The organism is Pseudophaeobacter sp. (genome assembly GCF_039971195.1).
In the GTDB taxonomy this organism is placed as follows: Bacteria; Pseudomonadota; Alphaproteobacteria; order Rhodobacterales; family Rhodobacteraceae; genus Pseudophaeobacter.
In genome coordinates, this window is the sequence record NZ_JBDWPJ010000043.1 from 1 (window position 1) to 16,066 (window position 16,066).

Annotated in this window: 15 protein-coding genes, 3 tRNA genes and 2 pseudogenes; 14 read left to right on the top strand and 6 right to left on the bottom strand. The window is 56.4% G+C overall.

Annotated features, from left to right (window positions below; translation table 11 throughout):
* Both ABJP42_RS03690 and rpmH read right to left on the bottom strand, forming a co-directional pair.
* Positions 1-231, bottom strand: a pseudogene (locus ABJP42_RS03690) (ribonuclease P protein component); the annotation flags it as partial.
* 26 nt (positions 232-257) lie between these two features.
* Entirely contained in the window at positions 258-392 is a 135-nt protein-coding gene (rpmH, locus tag ABJP42_RS03695) for a 50S ribosomal protein L34 (RefSeq protein WP_027241708.1), read from the bottom strand.
* A gap of 334 nt (positions 393-726) precedes the next feature.
* Between rpmH and ABJP42_RS03700 the strand changes: the two genes are divergently transcribed.
* The 7 genes from ABJP42_RS03700 to ABJP42_RS03730 all read left to right on the top strand — a co-directional run bounded on the left by ABJP42_RS03700 (position 727) and on the right by ABJP42_RS03730 (position 5,856).
* Positions 727-1,452 carry a TVP38/TMEM64 family protein gene (locus ABJP42_RS03700; protein WP_348338536.1) on the top strand — a complete coding sequence of 242 codons (726 nt, stop codon included), beginning with the start codon at positions 727-729 and terminating at the stop codon, positions 1,450-1,452.
* Between the two features lie 3 nt (positions 1,453-1,455).
* Complete coding sequence (locus tag ABJP42_RS03705; RefSeq protein ID WP_348338537.1) at positions 1,456-2,874, top strand: dihydrolipoyl dehydrogenase family protein; 1,419 nt, start codon at positions 1,456-1,458, stop codon at positions 2,872-2,874.
* A 15-nt stretch (positions 2,875-2,889) separates the two neighbouring features.
* A complete protein-coding gene (locus ABJP42_RS03710; RefSeq protein ID WP_348338538.1) occupies positions 2,890-4,275 on the top strand; it encodes a sensor histidine kinase in 1,386 nt (461 codons plus the stop codon).
* Between the two features lie 151 nt (positions 4,276-4,426).
* Positions 4,427-4,503: transfer RNA gene (locus tag ABJP42_RS03715), tRNA-Arg, on the top strand.
* A 102-nt stretch (positions 4,504-4,605) separates the two neighbouring features.
* Positions 4,606-4,682 (top strand) — tRNA-Arg (locus ABJP42_RS03720).
* Between the two features lie 497 nt (positions 4,683-5,179).
* Positions 5,180-5,464: a hypothetical protein gene (locus ABJP42_RS03725; protein ID WP_348338539.1), complete on the top strand. Its 285-nt coding sequence runs from the start codon at positions 5,180-5,182 to the stop codon at positions 5,462-5,464.
* On the top strand, positions 5,461-5,856 hold the full coding sequence (locus ABJP42_RS03730) for an integrase core domain-containing protein (RefSeq protein WP_348338540.1): 396 nt from the start codon (positions 5,461-5,463) through the stop codon (positions 5,854-5,856). Before ABJP42_RS03725 ends, ABJP42_RS03730 begins: the two co-directional genes overlap by 4 nt.
* 264 nt (positions 5,857-6,120) lie before the next feature.
* Here ABJP42_RS03730 and ABJP42_RS03735 read toward each other — a convergent pair whose 3' ends face one another.
* Positions 6,121-7,503, bottom strand: a complete 1,383-nt coding sequence (locus ABJP42_RS03735; RefSeq protein WP_348338541.1) for a DUF3179 domain-containing (seleno)protein — start codon at positions 7,501-7,503, stop codon at positions 6,121-6,123.
* 228 nt (positions 7,504-7,731) lie between these two features.
* Here ABJP42_RS03735 and ABJP42_RS03740 point away from each other — a divergent pair, with 228 nt between their 5' ends.
* Complete coding sequence (locus ABJP42_RS03740; protein WP_348338542.1) at positions 7,732-8,184, top strand: hypothetical protein; 453 nt, start codon at positions 7,732-7,734, stop codon at positions 8,182-8,184.
* 447 nt (positions 8,185-8,631) lie between these two features.
* Here the strand turns inward: ABJP42_RS03740 and ABJP42_RS03745 are convergent.
* From ABJP42_RS03745 to ABJP42_RS03755, 3 genes and pseudogenes are all read right to left on the bottom strand, one after another.
* Positions 8,632-8,709 (bottom strand) — tRNA-Arg (locus tag ABJP42_RS03745).
* A gap of 173 nt (positions 8,710-8,882) precedes the next feature.
* Complete coding sequence (locus ABJP42_RS03750; RefSeq protein WP_348338543.1) at positions 8,883-9,725, bottom strand: GNAT family N-acetyltransferase; 843 nt, start codon at positions 9,723-9,725, stop codon at positions 8,883-8,885.
* Positions 9,722-10,120: pseudogene (locus ABJP42_RS03755) on the bottom strand (FCD domain-containing protein); the annotation flags it as partial. The pseudogene ABJP42_RS03755 and the gene ABJP42_RS03750, both read right to left, overlap by 4 nt.
* A 43-nt stretch (positions 10,121-10,163) precedes the next feature.
* Here ABJP42_RS03755 and ABJP42_RS03760 point away from each other — a divergent pair.
* From ABJP42_RS03760 to ABJP42_RS03785, 6 genes are all read left to right on the top strand, one after another.
* Positions 10,164-10,823 carry an aspartate/glutamate racemase family protein gene (locus ABJP42_RS03760; protein ID WP_348338544.1) on the top strand — a complete coding sequence of 220 codons (660 nt, stop codon included), beginning with the start codon at positions 10,164-10,166 and terminating at the stop codon, positions 10,821-10,823.
* 350 nt (positions 10,824-11,173) lie between these two features.
* Entirely contained in the window at positions 11,174-12,205 is a 1,032-nt protein-coding gene (locus ABJP42_RS03765) for a LacI family DNA-binding transcriptional regulator (protein WP_348338545.1), read from the top strand.
* 114 nt (positions 12,206-12,319) lie between these two features.
* Entirely contained in the window at positions 12,320-13,606 is a 1,287-nt protein-coding gene (locus ABJP42_RS03770) for an ABC transporter substrate-binding protein (protein WP_348338546.1), read from the top strand.
* A gap of 149 nt (positions 13,607-13,755) precedes the next feature.
* A complete protein-coding gene (locus ABJP42_RS03775) occupies positions 13,756-14,694 on the top strand; it encodes a carbohydrate ABC transporter permease (protein WP_348338547.1) in 939 nt (312 codons plus the stop codon).
* Between the two features lie 12 nt (positions 14,695-14,706).
* On the top strand, positions 14,707-15,540 hold the full coding sequence (locus tag ABJP42_RS03780) for a carbohydrate ABC transporter permease (RefSeq protein ID WP_348338548.1): 834 nt from the start codon (positions 14,707-14,709) through the stop codon (positions 15,538-15,540).
* Between the two features lie 9 nt (positions 15,541-15,549).
* The coding region (locus ABJP42_RS03785) for an ABC transporter ATP-binding protein (protein WP_348338549.1) at positions 15,550-16,066 on the top strand (517 nt) is incomplete at its 3' end.

A 16,066-nucleotide genomic window follows, 5' to 3' on the forward strand; every position in this document is an offset into this window, starting at 1 on the left:
GGTGAAGCCAACGCGAACCCCCTCGGCCTCACCCTCTTTGCGTTTGCGGCCCTGCACCATCATGCTTTTGGTGCCCTGGCGGCGGGCGCGGGCGGCGGCGAGGAATTCGCTGCGTTTGGACAGCACCACCAAAGAGGCAGGCTTTTGGGCAGTATCCGCGCAAACAGAAACCGCCGAAGGCTGGTTCCCGTCGGCAGCTATGCTGTCCTGGGGGGCCTTCGGCGGTGTCATATCTGTCAATCCTTGGGGCGTCGCGCTTATGCGCTCAGCTCCTTGCGGCCACGTGCGCGGCGAGCGTTAAGGATCTTGCGGCCTGCCTTGGTGGCCATGCGCGCACGAAAACCGTGGCGACGTTTACGAACCAGGTTCGAAGGCTGAAAGGTGCGTTTCATCGCTCCGGTCTCCAATTTCTACAGGGCAAAGCGGAATCGCTACCCGTGGTGTCTATCTCGAAGCCCGGTCTTTAGAAGGGATTCTCTGCCAAGTCAAACGCTGAGCCCACTGTTTTGCCACCTTGAGGCAGTTTTCTTTCAAAAACCGCCGCAAATACCAGCGAGACCACAGGGAATGTTGCAAAACCCCTAGGCAAGCCCGCGAATCCTCACGAAAAGTGACCTATCAGATCAAGGCCGCGTGATCAGCCCCCGCAAAACCTCGCGGTGCGCTTAGTTTAGGCGTAACTCCTGCATCTGATCTCGGGACCAATCGAGCGCAACAAAGAAGAGTATGATGACTGAAACGCCAAAACACGGGCTTGCCCGCCACCTTCCGCTGATCGTCGTGGTTGTGATCGCGCTGATCGGCGCTGCGACGCTGAAGGACCACCTGAGCTTTGACACCCTGCGTGACAATCGCGAAGCGCTGATGGCCTTTCGTGATCAGAACTATCTGGGGCTGGTTGGGATTTTTGTCGGGATCTACATTCTGATCGTGGTGTTTTCCTTGCCCGGGGCGGCGGTGGCTTCTGTTACCGGCGGCTTCCTGTTTGGTCTGGCCGCAGGCACTGCGCTCAACGTTGTGGCGGCCAGTATTGGCGCCTGCGGGATTTTTCTCGCGGCCCGATTGGGGCTGGGTGAGATGCTGACCTCGAAACTGGAAGCCGCAGAGGGCCGGGTGCAGATGTTGAAAAACGCCCTGCGCCAGAACGAGATCGAAGTGCTGCTGTTGTTGCGGCTGGTGCCGGCGGTGCCTTTCTTTGTCGCCAATCTGTTGCCCGCTCTGGTTGGGGTGCGCTTTGGCAATTTCCTGTGGACCACGGCGCTGGGAATCATTCCGGGGGCCATTGTCTTTACCTGGATCGGGGTCGGGGTTGGCGAAGTCTTTGATCGCGGTGAGGATCCGGACTTATCCTTGCTGTGGGAGCCGCATGTGATTGGTCCGCTGCTGGGGCTTTGTGTGCTGGCCGTTATGCCCATCATCGTCAAAACCCTGCGCCCAAAGAAAGCGAGCTGAGCCATGTCTGCACTCAAATGTGACCTCTTGGTGATCGGCGCCGGATCTGGCGGGCTGTCGGTGGCTGCCGGGGCCAGCCAGATGGGCGCCGATGTGGTGCTGCTGGAAGGCCACAAGATGGGCGGCGACTGCCTGAACTACGGCTGCGTGCCCTCCAAGGCGCTGCTGGCCAGCGCCAAATCCGCCTATGGTCAGGCCCATTCTGCCAGCTTTGGCGTCGCGGATCAGCTGCCGCAGGTGGACTACGCTGCCGCCAAGACCCATGTGCACAAAACAATTGAGACCATCGCGCCAATGGATAGCCAAGAACGGTTCGAAGGTTTTGGCGTGCGGGTGATTCGCGAGTTTGGCACCTTCATCTCCCCCACCGAAGTGCAGGCCGGGGAACATGTGATCCGGGCCCGCCGGGTGGTCATCGCCACCGGGTCTTCCCCGCTGGTGCCGCCGGTGCCGGGGCTGGAGACTGTCCCTTACGAGACCAACGAGACCCTGTTTGAGCTGCGCGAGCGCCCGGAGCATCTCTTGATCATCGGCGGTGGTCCCATCGGCATGGAAATGGCGCAGGCGCATATTCGCCTCGGGAGCAAGGTCACGGTGATCGAAGGTGCCAAGGCATTGGGACGTGATGATCCAGAGGCGGCAGCCATTGTGCTGGACAGCCTGCGGGCCGAAGGCGTTGAGATCGCCGAGGATGCGCTGGCGGCTGAGATCAGCGGTGAGGCCGGAGCCATTGAGGTGAAAACCAAGGATGGCCGCAGATTTGCGGGCTCGCATCTGTTGATGGCGGTAGGGCGCAAGAGCAATGTGGAGCGCTTGAACCTCGAGGCCGGCGGGATCACGCCGAGCCGCACCGGCATCAAGGTCGATGCCGCGCTGCGCACCAGCAACAAACGGGTCTATGCCATTGGCGATGTGGCAGGCGGGCTGCAGTTCACCCATGTGGCGGGCTATCACGCCGGGGTGATCATTCGCTCTGCCCTCTTTGGTCTGCCCTCCAAGGCGCAGGAACTTCATATCCCGCGCGCCACCTATACCGACCCGGAGCTGGCGCAGGTCGGCCTGACGGAGGCCGAGGCGCGGGCGCAATATGGCGACAGGCTGGAACTGGCGCGGTTTGATTTTCACCACAATGACCGCGCCCTGGCCGAGCTGAAAACCAAGGGCTTTATCAAGGTCATGGTGGTCAAGGGACGCCCCGTCGGGGCGACGATTGTCGGCCATCAGGCTGGAGAATTGATATCATTGTGGTCGCTGGCTTTGGCGAATAGGCTGAAGATGAGCCAGGTGGCTGCCATGGTGGCGCCTTATCCGTCGATTGGGGAGATCAACAAACGTGTTGCAGGGGCCTATTTCTCGCCACGGCTATTTGAGAACCAGTTGGTTAAACGTGCGGTACAATTTGTGCAGCGCTGGATCCCTTGAGCCGGAAAGAACTGCATGCTGAATTCGCTTTCCGGCAGGTTCCTGGTCCTGACCACAGTCTTTGTCATGCTGGCCGAGGTTCTGATCTTTGTTCCCTCGGTGTCGCGGTTTCGTCTGGACTACCTGTCTGAACGTCTGGAGCGGGCGCAGATCGCCTCTTTGGCGCTGCTGGCGGATGACATGCTGGAGACCGAGCTGGAAGCCGAACTGTTGGAGAATGCAGGCGTCTACAACGTGGTGCTGCGTCGCGATGAGATTCGCCAGTTGATGCTGTCTTCGCCGATCCCGCAGGCAATTGCGGGGACTTATGATCTGCGGATGGCCAATGCCTTTACCCTCATCGGGGACGCTTTTCGGCAATTGGCCAGCCCTGAGAATAAAATCATCCGGGTGATCGGTGCGCCAGTGCGCGATGCTGGTTTGTTGATTGAAATTACCATCGAGACCGCGCCGCTGAGGATGGCAATGATCGACTACGGCGTCCGGGTTCTGTTGCTCTCGGCGGTGATCTCGATCTTTACCGCGCTACTTTTGTTTGCCGCTGTCAGGGTGTTTCTGGTGCGCCCCATCAAGGGTGTTGTCGGCTATATGCAGCGCTATGCTGCCGCGCCTGAGGATGCCCGTGGCATCATCCACCCCAATGCCGGTGTTACCGAGCTGCGCGAGGCCGAAGAGGCACTACTGTTGTTGCAGACCGAACTGACCCAGGCTCTGCGTCAGCGCGAACGTCTGGCGCAGCTGGGCGGGGCAGTGGCCAAGATCAGTCACGATCTGCGCAATATCTTGACCTCGGCGCAGCTGTTCACCGACCGCATCGAGATGAGCGAAGATCCCTTGGTGCGCCGGTTGGCACCCAAACTGGTGAACTCGATCACCCGCGCGGTTTCCCTGTGTGAGGGGACGCTGGCCTTTGGTCGTGCCGAAGAACCGGCGCCGACCTTCTCTCATGTGGCCTTCTGCGAGCTGGTTGAGGATATCGTCGAAAGCGAGAGGCTGACGCCAGATGAGGTCACGGTTGATTTGATCAACGCGGTGCCCAAGGGGCTGATGCTGCGCGGCGATTCCGAGCAACTGTTCCGCGTGGTGATGAACCTGGTGCGTAATGCCCGCCAGGCCATCGTCGCCACAGGCCAACCCGGCAGCGTTACCATTGCAGCACGGGATGATGACGAGGCCTGGTGGATCACCATTTCCGATACCGGGCCGGGGCTGCCAAAACGGGCGCAGGACAATCTGTTTACGCCGTTTCAAGGCAGCGCGCGCAAGGGCGGTAGCGGGTTGGGGCTGGCGATAGCGGCCGAGCTGATCAAGGGGCATGGTGGCTCTGTTGGGCTGAGCCAAACCGGGCCTGAGGGTAGCGTTTTTGAAATCTACCTGCCCAAGGGCGACGGCACGCTTTAGGTTTTCTGTCCGGCGCTGGGCCTGGTTGACTGGTTTGCAGCAGAAGCCCTTGGCTCGGCCCAGCCGGCACGGGTCGGATGTCAAAAAGAGCAGAACTAATTTGTTTTTGGGGTTGCGCGCCTCAGCCCCTAAGACTAAACCCCGCCGCAGTGGACCGATAGCTCAGCTGGATAGAGTACCTGACTACGAATCAGGGGGTCGGGGGTTCGAATCCTCCTCGGTCCGCCACTATCCCACAATGATCCTGAATTGGATGTTTTGGGAAGGTTTTAAGAGGTTTGGCGAATTGGCTTGCTTCTTTACCGCAGGGACCTTAAATCCTGCAGGAGTGGACCGATAGCTCAGCTGGATAGAGTACCTGACTACGAATCAGGGGGTCGGGGGTTCGAATCCTCCTCGGTCCGCCATTTCATATTTCTGACCCTGAAAACCTGCAGCACCTTGAATGGCAAGGTGATTTGTGGGGGTCGAAATCCTGTTTTGCGGCAGTAGGCTATGCGCTCTGCAGATACCAGTTTTAGGACTATTCTTTGCAGGGTGAGTTGGCCTGGAGCTCATATTTTACACGGGTTTGCGAGGAACTGGCAGGCGAATTCGTACAGTTGGTCGAAGCTATGCGCTGGTTCTCTCTTTTGTGCCAGTTTTTCATGTTTAACCAGCTTTTCGCGCTCCAGTTTAGCAAACCACTTTTTTAGGCAGAGATTACAGATGACAGGCTGGCCTCTACAATCCGGTCCAAGAGGCCTTCGATGTTCTTTTCGATCTTCGTAACGTCGCGTTTGAGAGCTCTCAGGCCCGCCTGTGCTTGTGCGCTGGGTTGGCGTTTAAGGAGCAGTTGTCCGACAATATGTGCGTGAAGTGGTCCCAGACAATCGGACAGTCGGCTAAGGTGTATCCCAAACCTTTGACGGGATACGAAGATGGCATGGCGGAGCTGTTCTCTGGGGGCGGCAAGCAAACCGGCCCGACCGAAGCGGAGGTCAAGGATTTGCATGCAAAGATGGGGAGGCTGGCCGTGGAGAAGGATTTTGTCCGAAGGGCTCAAAAGGTGAGCCCGGCAAAGAAGCGGTCGATGATCCAACGCGACTATCCCGAGTTGAGCATCAGCCAGCAGTGCAAGCTGGTGAGCCTGAGCCGGTCGAGGTTCTACGACACGCCGGTTGGGGTTGGGCCACGCGCAAGGTGTTGAGCTGGCGGCTGTCGAACACGATGCACACCGACTTCTGCGTAGAAGCGCTGAAGGATGCCACCGCCCGTTTCGGTCCGCCTGAGATTATGAACACCGACCAAGGGTCGCAGTTCACCGGAGCAGCTTGGGTCACCGTCCTGGCCGATGCCGGGCTGCGCATCTCCATGGATGGGCGTGGGCGATATTTTGACAACATCTTCATCGAACGGCTCTGGCAATCACTGAAGCAGGAGGCAATCTACCTCGAAGAAATCACCGATGGCTTCCAGGCCCGGCGGGTGATCACCAACTGGATGACTTTCTACAACTCCGAAAGACCCCATTCTTCGCTTGAGCACAGAACGCCGAAGGAGGCATATTGGCAAGGTCGAGATCAGAAATTGGCAGCATGAAACCTAAACCCGATACGCCTTAGAAACGCTGCTAATCTGTCCGACAAGATGGGACCACTTCAGTTGGATACTTAGGCCCGATTGGCACTTAACTCAAAGGTGCTGCACTGCAAGAGTCAACAACCAAGCCTTGGTTGAATGGTCCATACTCTTGGTGATGTTAACGATTGAGGTTCAGAGCTACTTTTCACCGCACATCCGTATCAATACGCCGAACCTCCTGCGGCGATATATGCCACGAAGGCTTATGAGTTGTTGTGAGGTCTACTCAGGCCAGAGCGTCGTTTGTGGGTGAAACTGCGACCAAGCGAACCAAAATGCTTGGTGGCTTCCGACATCTTCCCCATTCCCATCCACAGCCTTTATGCCGCCTGCGTCAAGTTCCAACCGGATGCCTCCAACCGATATAGCCGAGCCTTGGCGAAGTGCAATCAACGCAGCACTGCGCTGAAAGGCTACGGGCTGACCATTGGCTGTGATAACTCCAATGATGTCTTCATGAACCGGCAAGCGTGGATCTACATTTCCAACTGGGAAGATCGGGCCATTTGCGTCCCTGCCGTTGCGAAAGTCGGGGTCACGGCCAAGAGCGAGCGCTTCGATCAACACAGTTGTTTCTGGATGCGCTGTTTTCCACGCACCCCAATTGCTCGTAACGACATTGGCCTGTTCAAGTTTCAGGTTTCTATCGGCTAAAGGACCGGTCAGGGCCCCGCCTCGAAAGGTGTCAAACACGGAATATGTATTCAGATCATACATCATCTTGTTCGACCGGCTCAAAAGCCCTGACGTGCGTAAAATGGGGCGTTCAATCCCGGAAGGGAGCTGATCAGTAAAGTAGGCCTGGGCCGCACCACAGAGTGTACAGTAGGGAATACCCAGATCCCGTCCGCCTAGGGTATCATTCACCATTTCACGGACTTCCATGATTTGGCGTGGGTAGGCGCGGAACTCACCATTCACCTCAATGCCAAACACGATGTCATCATCGTTGAGCCAAGTGGCTTCCTGAGCGCTGGTGACCGGTGGGTTGTCGGCAGCCGGAATGCAATTGCAGGGTTCATCAGTTGTGTCATAGGGGCGGTCATCGATCAGCACGCCTCCCCAGGACACCAGCCGCCAATCGACATTCCCTTTGTCAAAGATCCTGTCCCACCCCTCAAAAACACTGACAAATATGGCGCGTTTGGCCTGCAAATAATTGGGAGGCGCCGGAATATCCCAGGCGATCAAGTGATCCGTTATCTCCCCCCAAGTATTGCCGGTTCCAAAGTCCTTACCCAGTAAAACAGAAGCCGCACTCGACAGTTCTGCAGAAAGGCGGCGGTCAGGCACAAAACGCATCAGGTCACTGATAAGCCAAACAAGACGGGGATCCCCTGACGCAGAAATCTCTGCCAGCGCATTTGTCTGATCTTCGCTCCAAATCCTGTCCGTCATGCTCTCGACAAAAGCCGTCTGGACCGATGACTGCAACGCGGCGGGCAAAGCCCTATCCGGTACCGGCGGCGGCGTACCGAATTCAGCGATCACAGATTTTGGCAAATCTGCGGTTTGCGACTGCGCCATTGAACCAAACAAGACAGCCAGCCCAACCAGGACTGCGACGAGAGCCGAGCGCTCACATGAACCAGAATTTTTTTCCATGGACGTGGCCTCTAAATGCTCAGATCAGAACCGCTTCGTGATCTTCTCCAGTATTGCAGGTCATCACATGGCATCGCGAGTCACGTTTGCTTCAGTACCTTGTGAAGAGCTTTCGATAGTTCCTCGATGAGAATTCGATTTGGCCAAACGGCCTCTCGGAAGACGTTTGACGCTGTAGCCTATGCCGATCTACTGGCAGAACTACCGACTTTGGTTGGTCCCGCGAAAATGCAGCACGAAATGGGAGCAGCCTTCATGCAATTCAAATCACTTGCAGAGGACGGTGTGATAAAACCTCGGATCCAGGTTGCAACGATCAATTCTCCTTGGCGCATATCTGATGGTATTGCATTGGTGGAAGAACTCTTGGAAATTGCGCAGCCTGTAGCGCCTACCAACACTAAATGGGAAGGTATTCAGCAGGCAAAAAAGCGCACAGGTTTGCGGGTTGGGAAGATCATCGAAGCCCTGCGAAATGGTGAACTTCAGCTCGGGCACTACACTAACGTTGAAGGCTATGCTGGGTTCTGTGTTTTGAAGACAGAAATCAATGGCATGCGGCCACCAAAACAAAAGGTCACGGACCAAGGGTTTCTAACGGCTTCTGCATTCGGCCGCTCCGTCGGCATTCGAACATCTGGCTGGTTTAAAAAAACTTGCGGCAGAGGGCCATACTCCTGAAACCCTTACGCCACACCCGAAGGGCGGTCCTGACCAATCATACCTCTCTCCCGACGACATCACCCAGTTTCACAAGCGCTTTATGACTCCGGCGATGATGGAGCAAAAAATTGGTCAACATCGGAAGATACTGCTGGGGAAGCTGAGAGCAGCTGGAGTGGAAGCCTTTGCACCAAATGGAGAAGATTATGGGCCGGTCTATCTCCGCAATGAGGTCGAAGAGATCTTAGAATGACACCTCCCAGTCCGTGTTGCAGGAAAGAAACAGCGAAGTCGTGGGAAAAGCATGCGCCGGGCTGCTATATTGGGGCCAAATTCTTATCAGCAAAAATGCACAGATCGTGAAGGTTTTAGGATTAGAAGTGCAATGACAAACTTCTTGACAGGAATTCGCATGAAACACGCTGAATTCGCACACTTATGCCCGATTGGCACAAGAAAGGGAAATGGCGAGCCGTGGAGGACTCGAACCCCCGACCTGAGAATTAGAAGTTCCCTGCTCTAATCCAGCTGAGCTAACGGCCCACTCTTGTTCGGGTGTATCAGGTAATTCTTTTATGCTGTCAACCTTGTAGAAGGCGGGATGGCGACCGGTAAAAGCCCTTGTTTCTACGGTAGTAGTAGCCCCCATTTCGGTTTTTGTTTTGGTGCTTGTGCTTTGCCCAGGCGCGCTCTGCCTCCGCATCTATCGGTTAGTGCTAGCCAAGCTCCATCGTGGAAATTTCCATGTTCAAAGAAGAAGCTTCAGGGGTGGTGCCGCAATACATTTGTGCTGTTTCAAAGGTTTTGGCAAAATCTCGGCCTTCCAGGGCCTCGCGGAATTCAATGGCTGAACTTGGCAGGTCAAGCGTCACATCAGTAATTTCATGAGATGCTGCGGCGGCGCTCAAAAATGCAAGGGCTGTTGGGATGTTCGGAGCGGCGATAGGTCCAACCTTGGCACCCTCATTGCACAAGCGGATGGTAGCAAAACCTGAGGCCTCCCCGTTTCGCAAAGATACAACGGGTTTACGGGTCGTAGCCCTTTCGGCCGCCCATTGCGCAAGGAACTTCGGTCGCTGATACCCATTTGCGCGCCGGTCGAGGGTTGCAATCGCTGCAAAATCACGCGCTGCATCAAAGGCGCGGCCCCCCTCTGTTGCTGCCCTTGGTGCTTTCCCCTGCAGGCGTGTGATCGCGTCGGTTCGGACAAAGCCGGATTTGGCATAGTTGGGTTCTTGTTCTGCCACCCCATCCAAACCGATGTAGCGCGTTCCGGCCTGGCGCAGGGCGTGCTGCCAGAGCGTGAAACCGACCCCCTGGCCGCGAAATTCTGACTTGCAGAGATACAGGCCGAGAGAGGCTATGGTTTCACTGTGGTTCACCACACTGATTGCAGCAATGATTTCGCCAGCCACCCGCGCGACAAAGAAGCCATCCGGGTCTGCGGCCATACAAGCCTGGGCATCGTCTTGACCGGGGTTCCAGCCCTCTTGCGCGGCCCAGCTGAGCGCTGTTTCAAGCTCCGCCAGGGTTGCGGTGTCAAAATGCAGATCCGTCATTGTGCCAATGCATGCCTGTGGGAAAGGGGCGCAGAAACCTTGTTGCGCAGATCCAAAGAGGTGACGAGATCAAGCAGATGGTTGCGCATCAGCTCATCCGCGCGGGGGCCATCCTGGTCCGCAAGAGCAGATACCAAAGCGTCATGGGCATGACTTTCACACATTGCGGTTCGGCGCTGCCAATAGAGAGCGACAATGAGAGAAGACCGCGATATCAACTGGGCGATGAAGGCTTCGATTGTGGACTGGTCGACAATCCGGGCGATTTCGAACCGAAACTGGCCTGACGGGTAGAGCGCTCGCCCATGGTTGCCAGCCGCCATGGCTTCGTGTTCGGTGTCGATATGCACCTGAAGCTTGGCAATGTCCTCTGAGGTGGTCCGCTCTGCCGCGGAAACGCCGGGCGCGTGTCGGATCTGACACCGGAAAGGCGCTCCGATGCATTTGGTTTACATCTATCCAAATGCGACCGAGGCGATGACAAAGAGCGTGGTTTCCGTTGCCGCCAAAGCCGTGCCGCAGGTGAAGGTAACCGGGCTGACAAATACCAAAAGCCCCGCCGCCTTCGAAGGTCTACAGGATGGGGCCTCGGCAATACCCGGTGTCTCGGAATGTGTCCCCGAGGCTCAGGCCATGGCGGCTGATGCCATCGTCATTGCCTGTTTTGACGACACGGGACTAACCGAGGCTCGCAACCTCGCGACCTGTCCCGTTCTTGGCATCGGCCATTTCGCCTATACGATGGCGTCGCTGCTGGGCGGAGCTTTCAGTGTTGTTACTCCCGTTGAGGCGGCCGTCCCCGTGATCGAAAACAATATCAAATCTTCAGGGGTCTGCGAAAACGGCGCCCAGGTTCGCGCCAGAGGGTTGGCCGTATTGGCGATCGAACAGGGTGGGGCGCAAGTGTTGGATCAATTGTTCCGGGCTATCCTTGAAGCCAAAGCCCAATCTAAATGCAAAACGGTCATTCTGGGCTGCGCCGGCATGGCGGCGCATCATGGTGCCCTGTCGGACAAAACAGGCGCGGTGCTGATTAACGGGGTGGTGGCATCCGCACATTTGGCCCAAAGCACGGCATTGTTTCTTGCCAAGGGGTAGCCTTGGCCAACCGACCCCAATGCGATTGCGGCAGTTGGAATGGCGCTTGGCATATTCCTCGACTGCAGAACGGTTTGCCCTGGGAAATGAGAGCGGATCGCGCTGCCCTTCAGTACAATCCTTGATCTAAACGTCTTGCCAAACAGGATGATCTCCCTCCTTTGGTTATGCTTGGCCTTATCCAGTGTGAAGGAAACAAGATTTGCGAAGGTCTGCTCAAGCCGAGCTTGGGTTATTCGGGGGTTAAAAAGGGAGTGCAAGTTTGCGCGCGTAAATTTATGATGGGGGCGTGCGAACGTTCTCTAGTTCGCGGTTCCATGGACATCCCTATTTACTAAGCGGCACTTCAGATGACGAATAAAAAGATCAAAAACATGGAAGAATTTGCGGCGGTCAGTGGTATCTCGCGCCCGACACTTTCAAAGTTTTTCAACGATCCAATAAGCGTCCGCGCATCGACCAAGGCGCGTATCGAAGCTGCGCTCGAACGATATGACTTCCAACCGAACCTCTATGCGATGAACCAGAACAGGCGGTTGACCAAAAACATCGGTGTTGTTGTCCCCCATCTGGCCGATCCGTTCTTTGCCAAAATCGCGCATACGATTGAAGATCACATCCAAGCAATGGGATACCGGCCGGTGCTGCTCGGCTCGCAGGGCAGTCCAGAGGTGGAGATCCAAAATCTGGAGAACCTGCGCAGTCTAAAACCTGCGGGTATCCTTTTGGCGCCGCTGGGTCGGGCGTCCGACCTTGACCCAATTGAGGCTTTTTGCGCAGAGGTTCCAACCCTGCTGTTTGATGCTAATCTTGAGGGGCTCGGAGAGGGATTTGTCGGCTCTAACAACGATCAAAGCATCGGGCTTATGGTGAATTATCTGTGCCGCACCGGGGAGCCACCTGCCTTTTTGGAGATGAAATCGCCATCAAACCCAAACGCCTACAAGCGGCGCACGGCCTATCTTCGGGCTATGGAGCATCTGGGCCACTCCCCCTATTTGATCCAGGCAGAAGGCGAGGGCTGGGAATTCGAAGAGATCGGATTCCGAGAAGGCCTACGGGTGGTGCGCGACAAGACACTGCCCACAGATACTATTCTTTGCAGCAATGACCGCCTCGCCATTGGGCTCTTGTCTGCGGCCTTTGAAAGTGGCCAGCGCATTGGTCTGGGGCCAGAGTGTTCCTTGCGGGTGGCCGGACATGATGACCACCCGTTTTCACGCTATACCTGCCCTTCGTTGACGACGATTTCCCAGGATTATGAGGCTATCGCGAAGCAAAGCGCAGAGACGCTTTTGACCCGGATTGAGGCTGGAAGCCCGGTAGATTCGCGGCAAGAAACTTTGTTTGATGGTCGGTTGGTAATGCGACACTCGGCGTAAGCCACTGTATGGCTTTCCCAATTCCGTAAGTTTACGCGCGTAAATTTTTTATTTGACGCCAGATACTCTCGGTCGCTAGGCTTGATGCAACATCGAGTTTCAGGGAGGAAGAAGATGTTTGTGAAAAGCGCACTTCGTGCGGCAACTGCTATTTCGCTTTTTGCGGCGGGTAGTGCAGCTGCCGAGACACTGACAATCGCCATCGTCAACAACGGCCATATGATCAATATGCAGAAGGTTGCAGAGGCCTATACTGCGGAAACCGGCGTCGAACTGAAGTGGGTTTCGCTGGAAGAGGGTGTTCTGCGCGAGCAGGTGACCTCTGATACCGCCACAGGCGGGGGCCAGTACGACGTTATCAATATCGGCATGCAAGAGGCTCCGATCTGGGGGGCTGCGGGCTGGATCGAGCCTTTGAACTTCTCTGACACCTACGACGTCGATGACATCCTGCCAGCCATGCGCAACGGGTTGTCCCATGAGGGTAAGCTATATGCCGCGCCGTTTTACGGTGAATCCTCGATGGTGATGTATCGCAAGGACCTGACGGATAAGGCGGGCCTTACCGTTGCCGACAACGACAGCTGGGACAACATCAGGGCGGCAGCAGCGGCGATCCATGATCCGGACAATGGTGTCTACGGTGCCTGCCTGCGCGGCAAGCCCGGTTGGGGCGACAACATGGCCTTTATCAGCACTGTGGTGAATTCCTTTGGCGGCGCCTGGTTCGACGCAGATATGCGCCCGACGTTGGACAGTCCGGAATGGAAAGCCGCGATCAATTTTTACGTGGATCTACTGGGTAACTATGGCCCACCCGGTTCTGAAGGGAATTCCTTCAACGAAATCCTCGCGTTGTATAACGAAGGCAAATGCGGCATGTGGATCGACGCCACAATTGCCGCCTCTTTCCTGGAGGTCGAGGGCGTTGCCTATGCCCAGTCCCCCAATGCGGGCAATCCTGTTGGCGCAAACTGGCTATGGGCCTGGGCAATGGCCATTCCTGCAGGATCGCCAAATGCCGAAGCGGCCGGTGATTTTATCGAATGGGCCACCTCCAAGGATTATGTGCAGGCTGTTGGCAACCATCCGGATTTCGGCTGGGATGCTGTTCCAACCGGTCAGCGGGCCTCGACCTATGCGATCCCCGAGTTCAAGGCAGCGGCTGGCTTTGCCTCTGCTGAACTGGCCGCGATCGAAACCGCTGCGCCTGGTGCCACTGATCTAAAACCCTATGTCGGGGTTCAGTTTGCCGCAATTCCGGAGTTCCCTGAAGTGGGATCGGCAGTTGCACAGGAAATGGCGGCGGCGCTGTCTGGTGCCAAATCGGTTGATGAAGCCCTGGCCGCATCCCAGCAGGCTGCAGACGCGATCATGAAAGAAGCTGGCTACTACGACTAAGCCCGCACAGGAGGGCCCGGCAGGACCGGGCCCAACCTGAAACAGCGCTGCCGATTGCGCATTTGCTTCGGTGCGGCCTACCATTCAAACCTTCGCAACCCAAAGATCACAGGCAGAACGCAAAGTCGTTTTGCCGGGAGGATAGGATCATGTCTGACAGAAAGCTCCCTCGCCTTCTGCAATCGCCCGCAGTGCTTTTGCTTCTGGTTTGGATGCTGATCCCGCTTGGCATGACGCTGTACTTTTCATTCATTCGTTATGTGTTGAACAGCCTGCGGCGTCCTGAGTGGACCAGCCCCAGCCTCAGCAACTGGCGGGGCTTTGGCAATTATGAGTTCGTTCTGAAGTCCAAGGATTTCTTGTTGGCGATCCAGAACAGCCTGTTCATCGTCTGCAGTATCCTGTTCCTGACCGTATGCCTGGGGGTGCTGATTGCCGTACTCATCAACAGGAGCTTTCCGGGGCAAGGCATTGTTCGGGTCCTGCTGATTTCACCCTTTTTTGTCATGCCGGCAGTCAATGCGGTTTTGTGGATCAACATGATCCTGGATCCTGTTTTGGGCCTGCAGGGGATTGCGGTTGGCAATCTGAACGATCTGGCCGCCGCCCTGCGTGATGCCCCGTTGATTGGATGGTTCTTTGCCCTCTGGCCAGAGCTAGAGCCCATTTCCTTTCGCGCCACCCAGACCTCGGCCTATGCAGTCATCATCATGGTGACATGGCAGTGGACGCCCTTTGCTGTCCTGATCTTTATGACCTCGCTGCAATCGGAAGATCAGCAACAAAAAGAAGCCGCCGTGCTGGATGGTGCCAGCAGCTGGGCGCAGTTTCGCTTTCTCACCCTGCCGCATCTGGGTCGTCCCATTGCCATCGTGGTGATGATCCAGGCGATCTTCCATCTGTCGCTTTACGCCGAGATTGAGATCGTCAGCCGCGGCAATGGCAACAAAAACCTGCCCTATCTGATTGGTGAATTTGCCAACAACAACATTGGCGCCGCCAGCGCCACCGGCATCTTTGCCGTCATCCTCGCCAATATCGTCGCGATCTTTCTGCTGCGCATGGTTGGCAAGACACTTATGGAATAGGAGGTGCAGAGCATGGCTATCGTGGCAAAACCCTCAAGGCTCGGGAAAATTGGTCGGCCAACCCTGGCCTGGATTATCGGGCTCTTGTTCTTTTTTCCCATCTTCTGGATGGTTCTGACCAGTTTCAAAACCGATGCCGACGCGGTCAAGCCCGAGCATCTGATCTTCTTTCAGCCAACGCTTGAGAACTATCTCAACATGACGGAGAACTATGACTATTGGCGCTTTGCCCGAAACTCGGTGATCACCGCGGTGATGGCGACGCTCTTTACCCTGTTCGTCGGTATCCCCTGCGCCTATGCGATGGCTTTCAACCCCAGCCGCGCCACCAAGGACGTGCTGATGTGGATGTTGTCTACCAAAATGCTGCCTGCGGCGGCGGTGCTCTATCCGATGACTTTTCTGACCAAAAGCGCCGGGCTGTTTGATACCCATTTCCTCATCATCCTGGTTCTGAGCCTGATCAATCTGCCTATCGTGGTCTGGATGCTGTTCACTTATTTTAAGGAAATCCCCAAAGACATTATTGAGGCCGGCAAGATGGATGGCGTCAGCACCTGGGGCGAGATCAAAGAGATCCTGATCCCGCTGGCCTGGGGCGGTATCGCTGCCACCGCGCTGCTCTGCTTCATCTTTTGCTGGAACGAGGCCTATTGGACGGTGCGCCTCACCACCACCGATGCGGCGACGCTCTCTAAACTCATCGAAGGTAACCGCGCCCCTGAAGGGCTGTTCTTTGGCCGTCTCTCTGCGGTTTCGGCTGCGGCTGTCGGGCCAATCGTTGTGCTGGGATGGTTCTGTCAGAAACAACTTGTCCAGGGTCTGACTTTTGGCGCTGTGAAGTAAGGAAAGATCATGGGACGTATCGTACTGAAGCAAGTGACCAAATCTTTTGGCGAGGTGGAGGTCATTCCTCCGCTGGACCTGACTATCGAAGAGGGAGAGTTCGCGGTCTTTGTTGGGCCGTCGGGCTGCGGGAAATCAACCCTGCTGCGAATGATTGCCGGGCTTGAGGATCTGACCTCGGGCAGCATTGAAATTGACGGCCAGGATACAACCCAGGTGCCGCCCGCCAAACGGGGTTTGGCCATGGTGTTTCAATCCTATGCGCTTTATCCGCATATGTCGGTGCGCAAGAACATCGGCTTTCCGCTGCGGATGGCCAAGATGGCCCAGGCGGAAATCGATACCCGGGTGGAAACCGCTGCCAAATCGCTCAATCTGATTGATTACCTGGATCGCAAGCCAGCGGATCTATCAGGGGGGCAGCGCCAGCGGGTGGCTATTGGGCGCGCCATTGTGCGGGAACCAGCCGCCTTCCTCTTTGATGAGCCTTTGTCGAACCTGGACGCGGCACTGCGTGTGGGCATGC

Coding starts and splice junctions, on each gene's coding strand:
- ABJP42_RS03735 (WP_348338541.1), bottom strand. CDS start 7,503: ATGGAAAAAAATTCTGGTTCATGTGAGCGCTCGGCTCTCGTCGCAGTC.
- ABJP42_RS03750 (WP_348338543.1), bottom strand. CDS start 9,725: ATGACGGATCTGCATTTTGACACCGCAACCCTGGCGGAGCTTGAAACA.
- ABJP42_RS03710 (WP_348338538.1), top strand. CDS start 2,890: ATGCTGAATTCGCTTTCCGGCAGGTTCCTGGTCCTGACCACAGTCTTT.
- ABJP42_RS03740 (WP_348338542.1), top strand. CDS start 7,732: ATGCAGCACGAAATGGGAGCAGCCTTCATGCAATTCAAATCACTTGCA.
- ABJP42_RS03780 (WP_348338548.1), top strand. CDS start 14,707: ATGGCTATCGTGGCAAAACCCTCAAGGCTCGGGAAAATTGGTCGGCCA.
- ABJP42_RS03700 (WP_348338536.1), top strand. CDS start 727: ATGATGACTGAAACGCCAAAACACGGGCTTGCCCGCCACCTTCCGCTG.
- ABJP42_RS03775 (WP_348338547.1), top strand. CDS start 13,756: ATGTCTGACAGAAAGCTCCCTCGCCTTCTGCAATCGCCCGCAGTGCTT.
- rpmH (WP_027241708.1), bottom strand. CDS start 392: ATGAAACGCACCTTTCAGCCTTCGAACCTGGTTCGTAAACGTCGCCAC.
- ABJP42_RS03760 (WP_348338544.1), top strand. CDS start 10,164: ATGCATTTGGTTTACATCTATCCAAATGCGACCGAGGCGATGACAAAG.
- ABJP42_RS03765 (WP_348338545.1), top strand. CDS start 11,174: ATGACGAATAAAAAGATCAAAAACATGGAAGAATTTGCGGCGGTCAGT.
- ABJP42_RS03770 (WP_348338546.1), top strand. CDS start 12,320: ATGTTTGTGAAAAGCGCACTTCGTGCGGCAACTGCTATTTCGCTTTTT.
- ABJP42_RS03705 (WP_348338537.1), top strand. CDS start 1,456: ATGTCTGCACTCAAATGTGACCTCTTGGTGATCGGCGCCGGATCTGGC.